At 72.1% G+C, this 18981-nt stretch carries 16 protein-coding genes; 6 read left to right on the forward strand and 10 right to left on the reverse strand.

The genetic code is table 11. The annotated features are described in order from the left end of the window. The first annotated feature begins 280 nt into the window (after nt 1-280). From OG395_RS15705 to OG395_RS15720, 4 genes are all read left to right on the forward strand, one after another. Nucleotides 281-1345: an MFS transporter gene (locus OG395_RS15705; protein WP_327243497.1), complete on the forward strand. Its 1065-nt coding sequence runs from the start codon at nt 281-283 to the stop codon at nt 1343-1345. Nucleotides 1346-1453: 108 nt separating this feature from the next. Beyond that, nucleotides 1454-2761: a hypothetical protein gene (locus OG395_RS15710; RefSeq protein WP_327243498.1), complete on the forward strand. Its 1308-nt coding sequence runs from the start codon at nt 1454-1456 to the stop codon at nt 2759-2761. Next, entirely contained in the window at nt 2758-3876 is a 1119-nt protein-coding gene (locus OG395_RS15715) for a DUF917 domain-containing protein (RefSeq protein ID WP_327243499.1), read from the forward strand. The genes OG395_RS15710 and OG395_RS15715 overlap by 4 nt, the downstream gene beginning before the upstream one ends. Beyond that, nucleotides 3870-5432, forward strand: coding sequence for a helix-turn-helix domain-containing protein (locus OG395_RS15720; protein WP_327243500.1), 1563 nt, complete (start codon nt 3870-3872; stop codon nt 5430-5432). Before OG395_RS15715 ends, OG395_RS15720 begins: the two co-directional genes overlap by 7 nt. A 225-nt stretch (nt 5433-5657) precedes the next feature. On the opposite strand, the gene OG395_RS15725 is transcribed toward OG395_RS15720, so the two are convergent. The 9 genes from OG395_RS15725 to OG395_RS15765 form a co-directional block, all read right to left on the reverse strand. Further along, complete coding sequence (locus OG395_RS15725) at nt 5658-7358, reverse strand: hydantoinase B/oxoprolinase family protein (RefSeq protein WP_327243501.1); 1701 nt, start codon at nt 7356-7358, stop codon at nt 5658-5660. Next, nucleotides 7355-9397, reverse strand: a complete 2043-nt coding sequence (locus OG395_RS15730; protein WP_327243502.1) for a hydantoinase/oxoprolinase family protein — start codon at nt 9395-9397, stop codon at nt 7355-7357. The genes OG395_RS15725 and OG395_RS15730 overlap by 4 nt, the downstream gene beginning before the upstream one ends. Before the next feature lie 119 nt (nt 9398-9516). Beyond that, nucleotides 9517-9981, reverse strand: a complete 465-nt coding sequence (locus tag OG395_RS15735) for a nuclear transport factor 2 family protein (protein ID WP_327243503.1) — start codon at nt 9979-9981, stop codon at nt 9517-9519. A gap of 182 nt (nt 9982-10163) precedes the next feature. Continuing rightward, complete coding sequence (locus OG395_RS15740) at nt 10164-11447, reverse strand: aspartate aminotransferase family protein (RefSeq protein WP_327243504.1); 1284 nt, start codon at nt 11445-11447, stop codon at nt 10164-10166. Then, a complete protein-coding gene (locus OG395_RS15745) occupies nt 11444-12286 on the reverse strand; it encodes a nitrilase-related carbon-nitrogen hydrolase (protein ID WP_327243505.1) in 843 nt (280 codons plus the stop codon). Before OG395_RS15745 ends, OG395_RS15740 begins: the two co-directional genes overlap by 4 nt. 397 nt (nt 12287-12683) lie before the next feature. Further along, entirely contained in the window at nt 12684-14051 is a 1368-nt protein-coding gene (locus OG395_RS15750) for a hypothetical protein (RefSeq protein WP_327243506.1), read from the reverse strand. Between the two features lie 143 nt (nt 14052-14194). Continuing rightward, nucleotides 14195-14584, reverse strand: coding sequence for a PPOX class F420-dependent oxidoreductase (locus OG395_RS15755; protein ID WP_327243507.1), 390 nt, complete (start codon nt 14582-14584; stop codon nt 14195-14197). Between the two features lie 254 nt (nt 14585-14838). Further along, the gene (locus OG395_RS15760) at nt 14839-15003 is read right to left on the reverse strand and encodes a hypothetical protein (RefSeq protein ID WP_327243508.1); all 165 of its coding nucleotides are present in this window, start codon (nt 15001-15003) and stop codon (nt 14839-14841) included. Nucleotides 15004-15074: 71 nt separating this feature from the next. After that, a complete protein-coding gene (locus OG395_RS15765; RefSeq protein ID WP_327243509.1) occupies nt 15075-15347 on the reverse strand; it encodes a helix-turn-helix domain-containing protein in 273 nt (90 codons plus the stop codon). Nucleotides 15348-15422: 75 nt separating this feature from the next. On the opposite strand from OG395_RS15765, the gene map reads away from it, so the two are divergent. Beyond that, nucleotides 15423-16190, forward strand: a complete 768-nt coding sequence (map, locus tag OG395_RS15770; protein WP_327243510.1) for a type I methionyl aminopeptidase — start codon at nt 15423-15425, stop codon at nt 16188-16190. A 103-nt stretch (nt 16191-16293) separates the two neighbouring features. On the opposite strand, the gene ggt is transcribed toward map, so the two are convergent. Beyond that, entirely contained in the window at nt 16294-18096 is a 1803-nt protein-coding gene (gene ggt, locus OG395_RS15775; RefSeq protein ID WP_327243511.1) for a gamma-glutamyltransferase, read from the reverse strand. Nucleotides 18097-18200: 104 nt separating this feature from the next. Here ggt and OG395_RS15780 point away from each other — a divergent pair, with 104 nt between their 5' ends. Then, entirely contained in the window at nt 18201-18944 is a 744-nt protein-coding gene (locus OG395_RS15780) for a hypothetical protein (protein WP_327243512.1), read from the forward strand. The last annotated feature ends 37 nt before the right edge of the window (nt 18945-18981 follow it).

Genomic DNA, 18981 nt, shown 5'->3' on the forward strand with positions numbered 1-18981 from the left:
GTTCCGGTGCAACCGGAGAACCCCTGGAGACAGGTCCGGACAAGGCCGGGGCCGCCGGGCTCCGCCCCGTCGGCGCCTACTTCGAGGCCATGCCGTTCGGCCGCGCCCATCTCCTGGCGGCGCTGGCCCTCTTCATGGCCTTCGTCATCGAGTCGTGGGAGCAACTCGCCCTCGTCTACGTCTCCGGTGATCTCGGGGACGCGTTCTCCATCGACGCGGGCCGGATCGGCTGGGTGCTCTCCGCCGTCGCTCTCGGCATGATCCCGGGTGCGCTGGCCCGGTGTCGGACCGGATCGGCCGGCGCGCGGTATGTCTGTGGAGCCTGTCCGCGTACGGAGCCATCGCCCTGGCCAGCGCCTTCTCGCCGAACTTCACGGTGCTGCTGGTCACCCGGGTGCTGTCGGGGCTGGCGCTCGCCGGAATCTACACGGTCACCTTCCCGTACTTCCTGGAGCTGCTGCCGTCCCGGACGCGTGGCCGGGCCGCGGTCTATCTGTCGATCGGCTGGCCGATCGGTGTCCTGGCCGCGGTCGGTGTGACGCAGCTGCTGGCCGGCCTGGGCTGGCATGTGGTGGCCATCGCCTCGGCCCTTGCCGGGCTCTGGGTGTTCGCGATCCGCGCCTGGGTGCCGGAGTCCCCGTACTGGCTGGCCGGGCAGAACCGGCACGACGACGCGGCTGCCGTGCTACGCAGGCTGGGTGCCGATGTCCCCGCCAGCACCCGCTTCGAGGTCGTCGCCCCCGAGCGGGCCGGGCGTCCGGTGGAGCTGCTGCGCGGCAGGCTGCTGCGGATCACGCTGCAGATGCTCGTCGTGAACTTCACCTTCAACTGGGGATACTGGGGTCTGCAGACCTGGCTGCCGACGCTGCTCCAGGACAAGGGCCTGAGCATGTCGGCGAGCCTGGGCTTCGTCGCCCTCAGCGCCCTGTTCATGATCCCCGGCTATGTGTCCGCGTCCCTGCTGACCGGGCGCTTCGGCCGCAAGAAGGTTTTTCTGCCGTACGTCGCACTCGCCGCGGTCAGTGGAATCTTCTTCGCCTACTCCGGCTCGATGACCGAGCTGTACATCGCGAACTTCGCGCTCTCCTTCTTCAGCCTCGGCGCCTGGGGCGTATGGAACACCTGGAACGGTGAGTTCTTCCCGACCGCTCTGCGCGGTACGGGGTACTCCTGGGCCACCGCGGCCCAGCTGGTCGCGACTTCCCTCGCCCCTTCGGTGGTCGGCTTCCTCCTGGCGCAGGCGACCGGCTTCTCGACGACGGTCCTGTTCATCACCTCCTTCCTGGTGGTGGCGCTGCTCTTCGCCGCTCCGCTGCCGGAGACCGAGGGCCAGGACCTGGAGTAGCGGGTCGTGACGGCCGCGACGCATTCCGCCCGCTCGGCCGTCTCCCCCACCGGTCGGCGGCCGGTTCCCACGGCGCGCGCCCCAGGGCCTGATGGCAGGATGATGCAGGTGAGACTCGGTGTGGACGTGGGGCGTACGACGACGGTGGCCGTTCTCGTCGGCCCCGGCGGCACGACATCGGCACACGCCGTGGTCGACTCGTCGGCCTCCCTCAACCGTTCGCTGCGCGATGTCCTGGACGCGCTGGGTCCCCGCATGAACGTCCCGTACGAGCGCGTCGAGGTCGTCTGTCTCACGACCGACCTCGACCGCGCGCCCTACGACCCGTCGCCCGTCGCCGTGCTGCGCATCTCACCTCCCAGCCATCCCGCGCTCGGCCCGTCCCCGCATCCGGGCGGGCTGACCCGCGTCGTCACGGGCGGGTCCTCGCTCACCGGCCGGACGCTGGCGCCGCTGGACCGGGCCGGGGTCGCGGCGTTCGCCCGGGACGCGGCGGCTGCCTCGATCACCTCGTTCGCACTCTGCGCGGCCGGTTCGCCCGCCCGCCCGGAACCGGAGCTGGCCGCGGCCTCCGTGATCGCCCACCACCTGCCCGGTGCGCACATCACCCTCTCGCACGAGATCGGCTCCCCCGGTCTGCGCGAGCGCGAGAACGCCGCCGCCGCCAACGCCGCGCTCGGCCGCTGGGCCGAGCACCTCACCACCACCGCCGAACGAGCACTGCGCGCCCATGGCATCACCGCCCCGCTGTTCTTCGCCCGGGACGACGCCGGTCTCGTCTCCGCCGAGTACGTACGCCGCTACCCGGTGATCGCCACGGTCTCCGCCACGGCCTGCGCGCTGCGCGGCGCCGCACTGCGGGCGGGCGCCGAGCGGGCGGTCGTGGTGGACGCCGCCGGTTCCGCGGTCCGCTGCTCAGCCGTCACGGACGGCGAACTGGAGGCCGGGGACGCGGGCCCGGGGCCCGGCGGGCTCTGGATGGATGTGGGCAGGCCGCGCCTGAACACCCTGCCGTTCGGCGGCGAGGATCTGCCCACCGACGCACGGCCCCGGGTCGACGCGCTGGTGGCCGGAGTGCTGGAGCGCGCGCCGGGCAGCACGGTGCTGTACGCAGGCGGCGCGGCGCCGCACTTCGGTGGTGACCGTGAGGCGATCTCGGCGGCGGCGTACGGCGCGGCGCGCGCGGACACCCGGGTGGAGCTGGAGCAGGTGGTGGTCGCGCCGGGCCGGGCGGAACTGGACCGGCTCATCGGGCTGGCCCGCGACCAGGCGCTGGCCCGGGTCGTGTCGGCGGGTGCGGCGCCGGGCGGGGCCCGGGTGGCACGAGCGGTCCACACGCCCGTCTCGTATCTGCCGGGCGGGGTCCACCGCATCAGGGTCCGGGCCGTGGGCCCACCCGCAGGAGCCACGCCATGAGCGGGGCCCCGCCCCGGGTGGACGCAGCCGTGCTGGAACAGCTGGCGACCGGGTCGCTGGTGCTGGCGGCGGGCGCGGCGGAGTCGGCGTTCCGGGTGGCGCTCGACTGGGCACGGGCGTCGGTGGCCGCGCACGGGCCGGTGCGGCTGCTGGCCCCCGACGAGCTGAACGGCCTGCGTCTGTGTGTGACGGTCACGCTGGTCGGCTCATCGGCGGCGCTCGCCGAGCAGTTGCCGACCGGTGCGGAGACGGTACGGGCCGTTCGTGCCCTGGAACGGCTGCTGGGCGCCCGGGCGGACGCGGTCGTCGCGCTGAACACGGCTGGGGAGAACGCCCTGCTGTCGGTGGCCGCCGCGGCGGACTGCGGGCTTCCGCTGGTCGACGGCGACGGCTGCGGACGAGTGCTTCCGCTGCTGGAGCAGTCGACGTTCACGCTGGCCGGGGTGGCCGCGGCGCCGCTCGCGCTGGCGACCCCGTCGGGCGATGTGGTCGTGGTGGAGTCCGCCGGCGGGCGGGTGGAGGATCTGGTGCGGCCGCTGGTTCCGGCGGCGGGCGGCTGGGCGGTGGCCGTCTGCTATGCCATGTCGGGCGGGGTCCTGGCGGGTTCCGTGGTGCCGGGCACGGTCAGCAGGGCGATCCGCGCGGGCACGGCGACGCCCCGCGATCTGTTCGCGCCCTGGTCGCTGCGGCGGCTGTGCCGGGGCCGGATCACGGCGGTGGAGCACCCGGCGGACGAGCACGGCTACGGGGCGCCGGAACCGTACGAGCAGGTCGGCGGCCCGGACACCCACCCGTGGCCCGCACTGCCGTCGCGCCCGACGAGTGTGCTGGTCGCCGAGACGGAGGGGCTCGGCCGTCACTTCCGTCTGGAGGCGCACAACGAGGTGCTGCTGGCGCTGGCGGACGGGGCGCCCGTCGCCGCCGCGCCCGACCAGATCCTGATCCTGTCGGCCTCCGCAGACCGGCGCGTGCTGGATGTGGAACGGGCGGTGCCGGGTGTGGAGGTCGAAGTGGTGGTCATCCCCGCCGCGCCGGCCTGGCGCACACCCGAGGGCCGACGGCTGGCCCGGGCCGGCGCGGTCGGTCCGCAGGACACACAGGAGGACTCGTGGTGAACAGGCCGACCGGCCGCCCGGTCCGCGAGGGCGCGCTCACCGTCGCCGAACTCGTCCAGCAGGGGCGGCTCGCCGGGGTCCGGATGTCCGGGGAGAGCGGCCGGCGCACCGAGGTGCGGTCGGTGCGCATCGTGGACCGTACGGCGGCCCTCGACACCCTCGAACCGCACACGGCGGTCGTGCTGACAGGCAGGGTGGCTGCCGCGGGCTGGACCGTGGAGATGGCGCTGCGCAAGGCATGGGAGCACGCCGCGGCCTGTGTCGTGGTCACCGAGTCGGCGGGGCGGCCGGGTTCGGTGGGGGCGCTCGCCGACCGGCTCGGGGTACCCCTGCTGGTGATCGACGACGACCCGCTGGACGCTGCGGTCCGTATCGCATCGGCGGTCGCCCGCCCGGACGCCGGACGGACCGCGCTGGTGGCCCAGGCCGCCCGGGCGCTCGCCGACGCCGGACCGCACGCCGGACGGGTGCTCTCCGCTCTGCACGCGGTACTGCCGTCCACGGCGGTGGCGCTGACCGGGACGGCCGGTGAGGTGCTGGCGGGCCGACGGGCCGCGCTCTCGGTGGAGGGCGGGGCGCTCACGGTCCGGGTGGAGGTCCCGGACGGCGACGGCGGCTCGCTGGGCACCCTGGTTGCCCGGTCGGGCTCGCGGGTCGCGGGGTGGGAGGAGACGGTGCGGGACGTGCTCGGGCTCGCGGTCGCGCCGCTCACCGCGTGGTGCGCGCTGCGCCGTCTGGACGACGAACGTACCGGCCACCGCGCGGAGTTGTTGCTTCGCCGACTGCTGAAGGCTGATGCCCGAGCCTTGGGCGACGACGGGCCCGGGGCGGGGCCGGGTGAGGAGGAGCGTGCCGAGGCGGCCGCGCTGGGCTGGCCCGCCCGTGGCCCGCTCGTCGCGTACGCGCTGCGCCCGGTCGCGGGCCGGGAGGGCCTCGACCCCGGCCCTGCGCTGCGCGCGGTCTGGGCGACGGTCGGACCGGGAGGGCCGCTGGTCGCATACGAGGGTTGCTGGGTGGCCTGGCAGTCGGTGACCCGGGCGGAAGGAGCGGACCCGCTCGACGACGCGACCCGGCAGCTGACCGACGCCCTCGCGGCCCTGGCCGCCTATGTGCCGGTCGCGGGCGGGGTGGCGGGAACGGCGGAATCACTGCCGTCCCTCGGTCCGGTCCTCGCCGACGCGTGCGCGGCGGCCGGTGTCGCGGCCGCGGGTGATCCGGGGAGCGTGGTGCGCGGAGACCGGATGGGCGCGGCCCAACTCCTGTCCGCCGTACCGACGGAGTTGCTGCGCGGACCGGCGGAGGTCGTGCTCGCCCCGCTCCTCGCGGCGGACCGGGACGGCACCTTGCTCCGTACGCTGGCGATCGTCCTCGACGCGGGCGCCGCGCCGACGGCGGCGGCCGAGGTGCTCGGGGTGCACCGCAACACGGTGGCGGCCCGGCTGGAGCGTATTCGCTCACTGGGTTTCGATCCTGACGATGCGTCACAACGGCTGGCGCTTCATCTGGCCTGCCGGGTGCTGCTGCCCGGGGACGGTGACGGTGACGGTGAACGCTGAGCGGCTCACCGTCGCTGTGTCCACGGGAGTTACCGGCTGCGGCGCGGAATGTCCCGCGTCGGCCGCTCCCGGTTCTCGGCCGGCTCGCCGTCGGTCGCACGCCGCGTCTCCGCGTCCGCGAGCACTGCCGCGGCAACCGGAGGCCGAGTGAGCAGGGCGACGCGGCGCAGATGGGCCGGCGGGGGCCCCGGTGCGACCGGCCCCGGTGCGGGGCCGGTCCGCTGGTCAGGCTCCGTAGACGGCCGCCGCATGCGCCGCGGTCAGCAGGCCCTGCCGCACGTCCTCGGCCACCGCCTCGGCCGCCCGCTCCCCCGCCGGGCCGAACCCGCCGCCACCCCCGCTCTCGCAGCGCAGCACATCGCCCTCGCGCACGGTCAGCGCATTGATCTTCAGCAGTGAACGCTCGCCGTCACGCCCCGGGTTGAGTGTCACCCGCGGGGCAGCACCCGCCGTGCCGCCGAAGACGCCCCAGGCCGGGGTGACCGAGCGTTCCCACCACAGGGAGAGTTGCTGGTCGGAGGCGAACCGGTACTGGCGCACCACGCCGTTGCCTCCGCGCGTGCGGCCCGCACCGGCGGAGTCGGGGCGTATCGCGTACTCCTCGACGCGCACCGGGAAGAGGGTCTCCAGCACCTCGACCGGCATGTCGCGCAGCGAGCCGTTCACGTTGTTGATCAGGCAGGACTCGCCGTCGGACGTCTCCCAGGCGCCCCAGCCGCCGACCGTCGCCTCCTGGGAGACGAAGAGCTTTCCGCTGCGCGGGTCGGTGCCGGTGAACTGGACGATCATCGAGTCGCCGTAGCTTGCCGCGGCGGCGCGGTCCGGGACGGCCGGGGCCAGTGCCTCGACGACCAGGTCGATGACCAGACCGAGGTGCGAGTAGTAGTACTGGCAGGCGGCCGGTTCAACGGCGGCGAGCATGGTGCCGGGCCGGGTACGCACGTCGAGCGGCTTGAACGAGCCGCCGTTCAGCGGGACTTCACCGCTCACGAGCAGCTTGTAGCCGACCCGGCAGGCTGCGACGGTCTGCGCGGCACCGCAGTTGACGGGTCCGGTTGCCTGGTCGGCGCAGTCGGTGACGTCCATCGTCATGCGGTCGCCGTCGATGGTGACACGGACGGTGACATGCAGGGGTGTGCCGAGGTCGATGCCGTCGTTGTCGAGATGCCCCGTGGCTTCGTACACACCGTCGGGGATCGCGGAGATCTCCTGGCGCTCCAGTCGCTCGGTCTGGGCGAAGATCGTGTCACGGGCGGCGAGCACGGTCTCCAGGCCCCACCGTCCCACGATCTCCGCGAGCCGTCGTGCACCGGTGCGCGCGCAGGCCACCTGGGCACGCATGTCGCCGAGGGTGGGGTACGGGAAGCGGACCTGACGCGAAATCAGGTCGTGCACCAGCTCGCAGGGTTCGCCGTTCTCGTAGATCTTCAACGGGCCCATGCGCAGGCCCTCCTGATGGATCGTCGTGGAGTCCATGGAGCCGCCGGGGTCCTTGGATCCCATGTCGATCCAGTGCGCGCGGGAGGCGGCGAAGCCGACGAGTTCGCCGTCGACGAAGATCGGGGCGTAGACGGTGACGTCGTTGAGGTGCGTACCGCCGATGTACGAGTCGTTGAGCACCCAGACGTCGCCGGGCCGCCAGATCCCGGCGCCGTACATCTGCTCCGTGGCCCGGGTGCACTCCTCCAGGTTGCCCAGGAAGATCGGCAGGCCGGAGGACTGGCCGAGGACATGGTGGTCGCGGTCCAGGAGCGCGACGGCGCAGTCCTTGGCCTCGTAGATGGTCGGGGTGTAGGAGGAGCGGATCAGCGTGGTGTTCATGTCCTCCGCGGCCTGGAGCAGCGCGCAGCGGATGATCTCCGTGGTGACGGGATCGACGGCGACCGGGGTGACCCGGTCGACGGCGACCTGGGACGTACTGGTCATGCGACGCCTCCGAGCTTGATGACGAGGAATCCGTTGTCGTCCACGCTGACCGTGGCGTCCGGCGGGACGACGGTGGTGGAGGTGGCCTCGACGATGACGGCGGGGCCGGGGATGTGCTGCCCGGGGGCGAGGTGCTCGCGGCGCAGCACCGGGGTGTCGTGCGCGGCGCCGCCGAAGACGACCGGCTTGACCGGGGCTTCGGGGGCTTCGCCGGCTGCTGCCGCGTACGGGACGGCGGCGAGTTCGGGGAGTCCGCCGAGCGCGGTGGTACGCAAAGTGACGAACTCGACGGGCGCCTCGGGGGTCGCATGGCCGTAACGGCGTTCGTGAAGCCGGGCGAAGCGTTCGGCGACCGAGGTGAGGAAGCCTCCGGCGGCCGGTTCGGCGGGGCCGGAGAGCGGCACGGTCAGGGTGTAGTCCTGGCCTTCGTACCGCATGTCGACGGCATGCTCGATACGGTGCCGGGCCGCCGGTACGCCCTGCTCGGCGAGGGCTTCGAAGCCTTCGGCCTGCAGTCCGGCGAGGGCGTCCGCCATGGCCGCGCCGTCGAGGTCGGCACCCGGGATGAAGAACTGGAGCGTGAGGTCGCGGCGGACCTCGGTTCCGAGCATGCCCCATGCGGAGAACGCGCCGGGAAAGCGCGGGACGACGACCTCCTCGATGCCGAGTTCGCGGGCGATCTCCACCGCGTGCATGGGTCCGGCGCCGCCGAAGGCGAGAAGCACGAACTCGCGTGGTTCCAGGCCGTGCTCGACGGTGAGGGTACGGATCGCCTGGGCCATCTTGGCGTTGGCGACGTCGCAGATGCCGCCGGCCAGCTCGATGGGATCGAGACCGAGCGTGTCGGCGAGTTCCGCGACGGCGCGGTGGGCCGCTCCGGTGTCCAGGGTCATGTGCCCGCCGGCGAACCAGTCGGGGTCGACGCGGCCGAGGACGGTGTTGGCATCGGTGACGGTGGCCTGGGTGCCGCCACGCCCGTAACAGGCGGGGCCGGGCACCGCGCCCGCCGATTCGGGGCCGACGCGCAGTCCACCCGCCTCGGCGTAGGCGAGGGAACCACCGCCCGCACCGATGGTGTGCAGGTCGACGAGCGGCATGAGGACGGGGAAGCCGTCGGCTGCGCCCTCGTTGGAAACATTGGGCCGCCCGCCGAGGACGAGCGACACATCGAACGAGGTGCCGCCCATGTCGACGCAGATCGCGTTCGGCCGCCCCAGCAGCGCGGACGCCGCGACCCCGCCCATGGTGCCGCCGACCGGTCCGGACAGCAGGGTCTGGAGCGGGTGGCGGCGGGCGAAGGAGGCGTTGACGACGCCGCCGGAGGACTGCATGACCTGGACGGGAACGGTCAGCCCGTGTGCGGCGAAGCGGTCCTCGATCCGGCCGAGGTAACGGCGTACGACCGGACCTGTGTACGCCTCCAGTACGGCGGACGAGGTGCGTTCGTACTCGCGCCATTCGCGCGCCACCCGGTGGGAGAGCACGATCATCACGTTGTCGCCGAGCTCCTCGGCGAGGATCTCGCCGGCCCGCACCTCATGGGCCGGGTTGACGTAGGAGAAGAGCAGCGCGACGGCGACGGCGTCGAAGCCCTCGTCGCGGGCGCGGCGGGCCGCGGCCCGCACGGCGTCCTCGTCGAGCGGGACCAGCTCGGTGCCGCGTGAGTCGAATCGGCCGCCCGCCTCGGCGGTGGCGTACCGGTCCACGAGCGGCACGGGCTTGCGGTAGTGCAGGTCGAACATGCGGTCCCGGTTGCCGCGAGCGATCTGGTAGACGTCGCGCAGCCCGGCCGAGGCGAGCAGCAGGACGCGGGCGCCCTTCCGCTCCAGCAGGGCGTTGAGGCCCTGGGTGGTGCCGTGGACGAAGAAGGAGATGTCGGCGGGGTCGTCGACCGCCCGGCCCAGCGAGGAGAAGACGCCCTCGGCGAGGTCTCCCGGCGTGGTGGGGGTCTTCGCCGCGTCGAAGGTGCCGCGCGTCTCGTCGTACGCGACGACATCGGTGAATGTGCCGCCGATGTCCATGGCCACCCGGTAAGTCATGCCGCCTCCCGGCTTTCTCAAGGGAATGGCGTGACGTTATCGACGAGGTGCGGCGGCCGGCTGTGCGCTGCGCACGGCACACGAAGCCCGCCTGTGCGCAGCGCCGGGTTCCTGCTGAATCAGCCGGCTGGGCCCGGCTGTCGCACGTCCTCGTGGAGGTGGACGATCCGCCAGCTTTCCCCGGCCCGGTGCAGGATCACGGTGTTCCGGATGAGTTCGGGGCGGTTCGGGCCACCGTCCGCGGCGGGTTCGAAGTGGACGCGCAGCCAGAAGCGCAGGACGGCGATGTCTCCGAAGACGTCGACGGTGCGGTCGTACGCGGTGAGGCCGGTCTCCACCGGTCCCGCACCGGCTGCCGGGCGGGCGTCACGGACCCGGTCGAGGTCGGGCTTGCCGAGCAGGAGCGGGTCGGCGGCGGAGTCCCAGACGGTCGCCTCGGGGTCGAGTGCCCGGTCGATCCTCGTCCGGTCGCCGGCCTCGTACGCCTCGTACATTCCGGTGAGGACGGCCCAGACGGCGTCGGCGTCGGTCGCCGATGCACCGGGCCTGGCGGTGGACGGGAGGGGGCGGGTGTTCTCGGGCATGGCGGTGCTCCTGAGCGGACACGGGGGCGGTGGCGGCACGTGGGCGTGATGGCGACACGAGGGTGTCATGGCGACGCTGCGGTGCGGGTGGCGGTCACGCTACACAGCCGCGCACCGGCCGCCACCCACACCCCCGTCGCTCATTCGCCGCTTCTCATCGGCCGCTTCTCATGCGCCGCTGCTCATTCCACCGATCGAAGAGCCTCCGCCAGGATCTCCGCGCCCTCCTCCGCCTCGGCGATGGACAGCGACAGCGGCGGGGCGATCCGGAGCACGCTGGTGTTGTGCCCGCCCCCCTTGCCGATGAGCAGCCCGCCCTCGCGTGCCGCTTCGAGCACAGCGGTCGCCGCCTCCGGGTTGGCCTCGTCGGTGCCGGGCTTCACCAGCTCGACGCCGATCATCAGGCCCCGGCCGCGCACCTCCCGCACGCACTCCGAGCCCGCGACGATCGCCCGCAGCCGCTCGATGAGCAGTCCGCCGACGCGTCGCGCGTTGCGCTGGAGGTCGTGCTCCAGGAGGTACGACAGGTTGGCCAGGCCCGCCGCCATGGTGACCGGCGAGCCGCCGAACGTCGAAATGGAGTTGGCGTCCAGGCAGTTCATGACGTCGGCGCGGGCCACGACGCCGCCGATCGACATGCCGTTGCCGATGCCCTTGGCGAAGGTGAGGATGTCCGGCGGGCCGTTCCGGTCGTGCGCCTGCCAGCCCCAGAAGTGTTCGCCGGTACGGCCCCAGCCGGTCTGCACCTCGTCGGAGATCCACAGGATGCCGTGCCGGCTCAGCACTTCGCGGAACGCCGCGAACAGGCCGTCGGGCGGGGAGGTGAACCCGCCGACACCCTGGATGGGTTCGGCGATCAGCGCGGCGGCGTCACGGGTGTGCCCGAGCATGTCCTCCAGGTCGGCCACGCACGCCTTGATGAACTGTGCGTCGCTGAGTTCCGCGTACGGGCCCCGGGTCCGGACCCCGCCGTGGATGTACAGCGTCTGCAGCGGGGACAGACTCGTCGGCGACCAGGCCTTGTTGCCGGTGATGGCGACGGCCGAGAACGACCTGCCGTGGTAGCTGTTGCGCATCGCGAGGATCTGGTTGGACCTGCGGTACGTGGTGGCGAGAAGCAGCGCCGTGTCGTTGGCCTCGGTGCCCGAGGTGGTGAAGAAGACCCGGGCGTCGGGGATGCCGGAGAGCGTGGCGATGCGCTCGGCGAGTTCGACCATCGGCCGGTTGAGGTACAGCGTCGAGGTGTGGATGATCCGCCCGGCCTGCTCGGTGACCGCCTTCGTCACTTCGGGCAGCGCGTGAGCGGTCATCGTGGTGAGGATGCCGCCGAAGAAGTCGAGGTAGCGCTTGCCGTCCGCGTCCCAGACATAGCGGCCCTCACCGTGGGTGATCTCCAGCGGATGCCGGTAGTAGAGCGCGAGCCATTCGGGGCTGACGGCGAGGTGGCGGTGGTGGAGACTGCTCACGGCTCCACCAGTCCCTCGTACGCGTCGGGGCGGCGGTCCCGGTAGAACGCCCACTGCTGGCGCACTTCCTCGATGAGGCCGAAGTCGAGGTCGCGGACGAGGAGTTCCTCCTCCTTGTCGCTGGCCACCTCCCCGACGAACTGGCCGCGCGGGTCGACGAAGTAGCTGGTGCCGTAGAAGTCGTTGTCGCCGTACTCCTCCTGGCCGACGCGGTTGATCGCGGCGACGAAGTACTCATTGGCCACGGCGGACGCCGGCTGTTCCAGCTGCCAGAGGTAACTGGAGAGGCCGCGCGAGGTCGCGGACGGGTTGTACACCAACTGGGCTCCGTTGAGCCCGAGTTGGCGCCAACCCTCGGGGAAGTGGCGGTCGTAGCAGATATATACGCCGACCTTGCCGACGGCGGTGTCGAAGACCGGCCAGCCGACGTTCCCGGGCTTGAAGTAGTACTTCTCCCAGAACCCCTTGACCTGCGGGATGTGGTGCTTGCGGTACTTGCCGAGGTACGAGCCGTCGGCGTCGATCACCGCGGCGGTGTTGAAGTAGAAGCCGGACTGCTCGATCTCGAAGACGGGCACGACGATCACCATGCCGGTCTCGCGGGCGAGCTCCTGCATCCGCCGGACGGTCGGCCCGTCCGGGACGGCCTCGGCCCAGCGGTAGTGCTCGGGCTCCTGCACCTGGCAGAAGTAGGGGGCGTTGAACACCTCCTGGAAGCCGATGATCTTCGCCCCCTGCCGGGCGGCCTCGCGAGCATGTTCCTCATGCTTGGCGATCATGGATTCGGTGTCGCCGGTCCAGGTCGCCTGGACGAGTGCGGCGCGTACGACGTGGGACATGAGCTGCTCCTTCGACGCGGCGTCAGAGAGCCTCTACGTGTTTTCTACGCACGTAGATTCGGTGCACAGGAGGAGAACGTAAGCCCCGCCACACGGTGGGGCAAGACCATCGCCGTGAACCGGCCGAGTCGATCATGTTTCGCACCCGTGCGGTTCACACTCTCTCTTCCTTCCCCAGGGGAGAGCAGATGCCACGCCGACAGACCCCGTCCGGCACGGAAGCAGGTACGGGTGATCGGCTCGTGGACCGTGCTCCACACCGTGACCCCGGCGCCCGCCGCAGCAACGTTCAAGGCCGGCGCCCTGCCGACCCTCGCCGCCGCCCGGTCTCCGCCGGCGCCTCCTCGACGCGCCGCAGGCCATCGCCGGGCTGGTGATCGTGTGAGGCTTCCGCGGGTCAGCCGAGAGTGCCCGCGACCCGCAGTGCGTGCACCAGGTCCCACTCCCGATCCGGGGACACCGCACGTGCGGCGGCGAGCAGTTGCGGTACGAGCTGACGGGGATCGCCCTCCACGATCCGGGCCGCGTCCTCCGGGGTGTGCACGCGGACAAAGGCGCCCATCAGCGCCTGCGCCTCCGGTTCGAGACCCGCCCGGTCCAGGGCCAGCACCGCGTCGGCGATCTCCGCCGCGGGCCGAGCCACCCCTTGGCGCAGCAGCTGCCCGCAGTCGTCGGTGCGCCCCGCCGCGGCCAGCGCGCCCGCCGCGGCGGCCAGTTCGACGGGAGGAAGCGAGGCGACCTCCCAGAGCAGAGTTGCCCAGTCGGCCGCCAGCCCCGACCGGTGCAGCTCGTCGGCGAGCAACGGCAGCCGGTCCGCGGGCCAGCCCGCCGCCTCGCAGAGGACGACATGGGCCTCGCCGCCGCGGCCCTCGGTACGCAGCCGGACAAGCGTCTGGACGGCCTCTGCGGCGGCGCGGCGCGCGGCCTGGTCGGGGGCGGCCCGGGGCGACTTACGGGCGCGGGCGTCGACGTCCTCCCCGGTCGGTGCGCCGCCGAAGCGCGCGCCGCGCGGCCCGGCGGCGGTAACCGGCGGGACGGGCAGGACAGGTGCGGTCATGGGGGCGTCGAGGCCGTTGTCGTCGTCCACGTCAAGTCCGGCGAAGCGGGCGCCTCGCGGCTTCTTACGTTTGCGGGCGGGCGGCGGAGCGGGGGCAGGCGACGAAAGCTGCTGCTCCTGGGCAGCGGGGGCGGGATCGGGGGCGCTGCGGGGTCCGGGCACACGGGGCGACTCGGGCCGCTCCGCCGCCCCTCGCGAGTCCTCCGCCCGGAACCAGCCCTGCGGCACCGTCACGGCCGCCAGCCGATTTCGCAGCTCCGTGCAGCGGGCAGAGGCGCGCGCGTGGTCGTCCTGGGCCCACGCAAGCGCCTGTTCGTCCGGCGCCGGTGTGCCGTGCGGCCCGGCCGCGCGCAACTGCCGGGCCGCGTAAGCCTGCTCCTTGAGCATCAGCTCCAGCCGGTCGACGAGTGCCTGTCGTCCGCCCGGCCGCCGGTCGTGGGCGGCGGCCGATGCGGAGTACAGGGCGGCGGCGCGTACCGACTCACGTTCCGCGAACCCCTTGCCACGTTCTGTGGCCAGGTCCTGGAGCAGCGACTCCACCACGTCCCACGGCGGGATCTCCGTCCCGTCGAGGCAGGTCCGCATGCCCTCGGGGTCGCGCCGGAAGAACACCCCGTACCAACCGCGCCCGGGGTCGAGCAGAGCCGTGAGGCTCCGCAGATACGTCGCGAACTCGGTCACTTCCGCAGCACGTTGATGTTCCGTCATCGTCGCCCTCACCCACCGTCGACTGGAGCGTTCCAGTCCGCAGGCATTCGACCGCAGGCGTGTTACGGGACGGCTACGTCCGCTTTTCCACTGGGGTGCGGTCGGCGCACGGCCGCAAGCGCGCACGCCCCCGCAGCCGCCGTTCAGAAGGTGACGGCGATCCCGGTGTGCGGCCGCTTCCCGAGGCGTACGACCATGGCCGGCCAGTCGACCAGCCAGAACTTCCAGGTGTACTTGCGGGCCAGCACGCCGCGTACGACACGCGTCCCCGCCTCGTCGAGCAGCCGCGCCGTGCCCTCGGCGCTCGGCGCACCGTCGGCGATCCGGCCGCGCACGTCGCAGACGGTCACCGTGACCCGGCTGTTGTTCCGGATCCTTTTGACCTTCCACGAGTCGCTCCGGGTCCAGATGAACAGCTCCTCACCGCCGGCCGCCGCCCACACGGGCGTGGCGACGGGCGTGCCGTCCTTCCGGTACGTGGTCAGGCTGACGTACTCGCTGCGGTCGAAGTCCTGGAGTGTCTGAGGAGTCACGGGCGTGACCCTACGCGTCCTGTCAACGGGGCGCGTATGCCTCGTGCGCGCTCACCAGCTCCGGAAGATGCTCGCGGGTCCACGCGCAGGCCGTGTCGAGCGGGCCGAGCGGGGGGAGCGGGCCGGCGCCGTCAGTTCGCACTCGACCCGCGACTGCCGCTCGTCGCGGACGGTGCGGGTGAGAAAGCCGTCCCGCTCCATGGCCCGCGGCATCCCGGGTGACGAGCTTCGGGTGACCCGGCGCAGCGGCACCCCTAGGAGACCGCGCCGGGGGTACGGGTGAGGGACGCGCCGGATTGCCCGAAGCCGTACCGGGTCTTCTCGCAGGGCCACGTCGCCGCGTTCGAGACCCTGGCCGTGGCGGGCGAGGAGCCGGACCGGGTGATGATGACGCCACCGATGAACCTGGACCGGGCCACCACCGCATTCAGCCGACGGTCGCCGACCGGGCAGCCCCACGCGGATCCGCGCCGCCCCGGGCCGCCAGCCGCTACCCGGCCAGTGGGACGGCCGTGTCAGGTTCCTCGGCGCAGCGGATCAGCAGATCGTCCAAGGAGAGGCCGAGTGCGCCGGCCAGTGCCGCCACGGTGAAGAACGTGGGCGTCGGGGCGCGACCGGTCTCGATCTTACGCAGTGTCTCGGCGGAGACTCCGGCGCTCGCGGCGATCTCGACCATGCTGCGCGCGCCTCGCGCCTCGCGGAGCAAGCTGCCGAGCCGTTCGCCGCGAAGGCGCTCTTCCGGGGTGAGAGGCGTTCGTACCATGCCGCCATTCTAGCGCCGGCGGTATTCTCATACCGCCGTTATTCTCATACCGCTTCGATCGGTATAATAATTGGCGTGGTGCAGCTCAAGACGGATACATCCATAGAGGCGATGCGCGAGGCCGGGCGGGTCGTGGCCCAGCTCCTGACAGCCGTACGGAAAGCAGCGACGGTCGGTGTGTCGCTGCGCGAACTCGACGAGGTGGCACGCGGCGTACTGCGCGACGCGGGCGCCGGGTCGCCGTTCCTGAACTACCGGCCGCACTTCGCACCCACCCCCTTCCCCGCGGTGATCTGCACGTCCGTCAACGACGCGATCGTGCACGGCATCCCGACCGACCGGCGGCTGCGCGACGGCGATCTGGTGAGCATCGACGCGGGCGCGACGCTCGACGGCTGGGTCGGCGACTCGGCCGTCAGCTTCACCGTCGGCCGCGCCCGGCCCGCGGACACCCGACTGATCGACACGGCGTTCGCCGCACTGGACGCGGGGATCGCGGCGGCGGTCGTCGGCAACCGGATCGGGGACATCGCACACGCGATCGGAACGGTCTGCCGGACCGCTGGATACGGCATTCCGGACGGGTTCGGCGGCCACGGCGTGGGCCGCTCCATGCACGAGGACCCGGCCGTCCCCAATGAGGGACGACCGGGCCGCGGCATGCCATTGCGGCACGGAATGGTGCTGGCGATCGAGCCGATGCTGATCGGCAGCGGGCACGACGCGTTCCATCCGGACCGGGACGGCTGGACGCTGCGCACCTCCGACGGAAGCCGGGCGGCGCACGCCGAGCACACAGTGGCGATCACGGACGCGGGGCCCCGCGTCCTCACCGCCCTCTGAACAACCCGGACCCATGACTCCGTCACGGCCACGGGGCCGGCCCATGGCCGCCTACCGGCCACGAACCAGCCCCGTGGTCCGCTTCATTGACACATGATCACATTCAGTTGCTCGGCGTCACGACCATCGCGGATCCGCCGCCTCGCCGCACCTTCTCCGCCGCCGCGAGCCACCGCCCGTCCGGCAGGCGCTGCACACCGGTGGCCGCCCCGATCTCCGGGTTCAGCTTGAAGGCATGGCCGAGCGACTCCAGCTCCGCCCGCAGCGGACTGTTCCACAGCGCGGGTTCGAGCTCGGTCGTCGGCGAGTTGCGCTGACTGGCGCGTGGCGCCGCGATCGCATCGACGAGCGGAAGACCGCGGTCGACCGTGCCGATGAGCGACTGCAGCACCGTGGTGATGATCGTCGCGCCGCCCGGCGAGCCCAGGGCCAGTACCGGCTGCCCGTGCTTCAGCACGATCGTCGGCGAGATCGACGACCGCGGCCGCTTGCCCGGGCCCGGCAGGTTCGGGTCGTGCACCGCCGGGTTGGCGGGCGCGAACGAGAAGTCCGTCAGCTCGTTGTTGAGCAGATAGCCACGCCCCGGAACCGTGATGGCACTGCCACCGGTCTGCTCGATGGTCAGGGTGTACGCGACGACGTTCCCCCACTTGTCGGCGGCCGTCAGATGCGTGGTGTTCTCCCCCTCGTAGGTCGTCGGAGCAGCCGTTCCACGGTTCGCACAGTCGGCCGGATGGCGCGGGTCGCCGGGGGCGAGGGGGCTGGTCAGCACCGCGTCGTCCTTGATCAGGCACTCCCTCGAGTCGGCGAACCGCTGACTCAGCAGTCCGCGCGTCGGCACGTCCTCGAACGCCGGGTCGCCGACCCACCGCCCGCGGTCCGCGAACGCGATCCGGCTCGCCTCGATGTAGCGATGCAGATACTGGGCCTCGCTCGCCGGCGAAAGGTCGGTGTTCTCAAGGATGTTCAGCGCCTCACCCACGCTCGTACCCCCGGACGAGGACGGCGCCATGCCATACACGTCGAGCCCCCGGTAGCCGACCTTCGTCGGGGCCTGCCGCAGGGCACGGTAGGAGCGCAGGTCCTTCGCCGTGAGATCACCGGGGCGCACGACCCGGCTCGCCTTCGGGTCGACGGGCGGCTTGCGGACGGTCCGGACGACGTCGTCGGCCAGATCGCCGCGGTACAGCTCGTCGATGCCGTCGCGACCCACCTTCTCGTACGTACGCGCAAGGTCGGGGTTCTTGAAGACGGAGCCGACCACGGGCAGTTGCCCGCCCGGCAGGAAGAGCTTCGCGGTGTCCGGGAAGTCGGCGAACCGGGCCTGGTTGCCCTCGGTCTGCGAACGGAATGTGGAGTCGACGACGAAGCCGTCCCTGGCGAGTCGCTCGGCCGGCTTCAGCAGCCCGCTCAATGGCTTGCTGCCCCAGGCATCGAGCGCGGTGGCCCAGGTGGCCGGGGTGCCGGGCGTGCCGACGCCCAGACCACTGGTGACCGCGTCCGCGAAAGCGAGGGGCTTGCCGTCCTCCAGGAAGAGGGAGGAGTCCGCGCTTCGCGGCGCGGTCTCGCGGCCGTCGATGGTCTCCACCGTGTGCTTTTTGGCGTTGTAGTAGACGAAGTAGCCGCCCCCGCCCAGGCCCGCCGAGTAGGGCTCCGTCACGCCGAGCGCGGCCGCGGTCGCCACGGCGGCGTCCACGGCGTTGCCGCCGTTGCGGAGCACCTCGATCCCGGCAGCCGTGGCGTCCGCGTCGACGCTGGCCACGGCGCCGCCGTAGCCCACGGCGACGGGCGACTTGGGGGGCGGCGATATCGACGATGCGGACGAGGGCGGTGCGGCCGCCCCGACCGAGACGATGGCGGCGAGAACACCCAAGAACGACACATTCCGCGCGACTGAACGTCGCATGCGCACCTCCAGTGAAGGATCGTCCGCGCAGGGTAACTCCGCCTCCTACGTCTCGTCAGGACCGCAGTGAACGTGGATCCGAATCACCGATACCATGCCCGCCCATGACTGACGACGTACGCAACCTCGTGCTCGGCGTGATAGCCGCCGGCATCAGCGCCGCCCTCGGCTGGATCGCCCGAACCTACCTCTGGCGCCGCAAGCTCCGCCGCAAGCAGGCCTTCTTCGGGCTGCCCGGGAACTCCGAGTGCCTGCTGGTCGTCAACCGCGACGCGGGCGGCGACGGCGCCGTCCACCGCCACGACGTCTTCGCCCTGCTCGAACTCTCCGCGCTGATCAAGGACTGCTCGGCGCACGCGCAGATCCTTTCGCACGACGTCACCCAGCAGGGCTTCGGCGAGCGCACCGAGTTCTGCGTCGGCGGTCCGGTCTCCAACCGCCGGATGGCCGCCCATCTGCATTCGCTGCTGCCGGGCGTGAAGGTGAACACGGATCCGGAGCCGGGTCCGGACCGCGGCGCCTTCCAGATCGGCTCGGAGCGCTACCGGATGGAGAAGGGCGTCGCCGAGTACGTGGTGCTCGCTCGACTGACGGCCGGTCAGGACGTTCGTCCGGTCTTCCTGTTCTGCGGACAACAGGCGATCACCAATCAGGCCGCCTCACGCTACCTGGCCCGCAATTACGAGAAGCTGTCGCGCAAGCACGGCACCAGTACGTTCTGCCTGCTTCTGAAGGTGGTCAACTCGCAGGCGTACGGGCCCGATGTGGTGGAACTGGTCGCGGACGTGACACAGGCGGCGCAGACACCCGTACCCGCGCCGCGTACCTCGCACCGCGCGGCAAGCTGATCGGCCGCGACGTCGGCCCGACCGGGCCGGTCCACAC

The organism is Streptomyces sp. NBC_01320, from assembly GCF_035974375.1.
Lineage (GTDB): Bacteria > Actinomycetota > Actinomycetes > Streptomycetales > Streptomycetaceae > Streptomyces > Streptomyces yanii.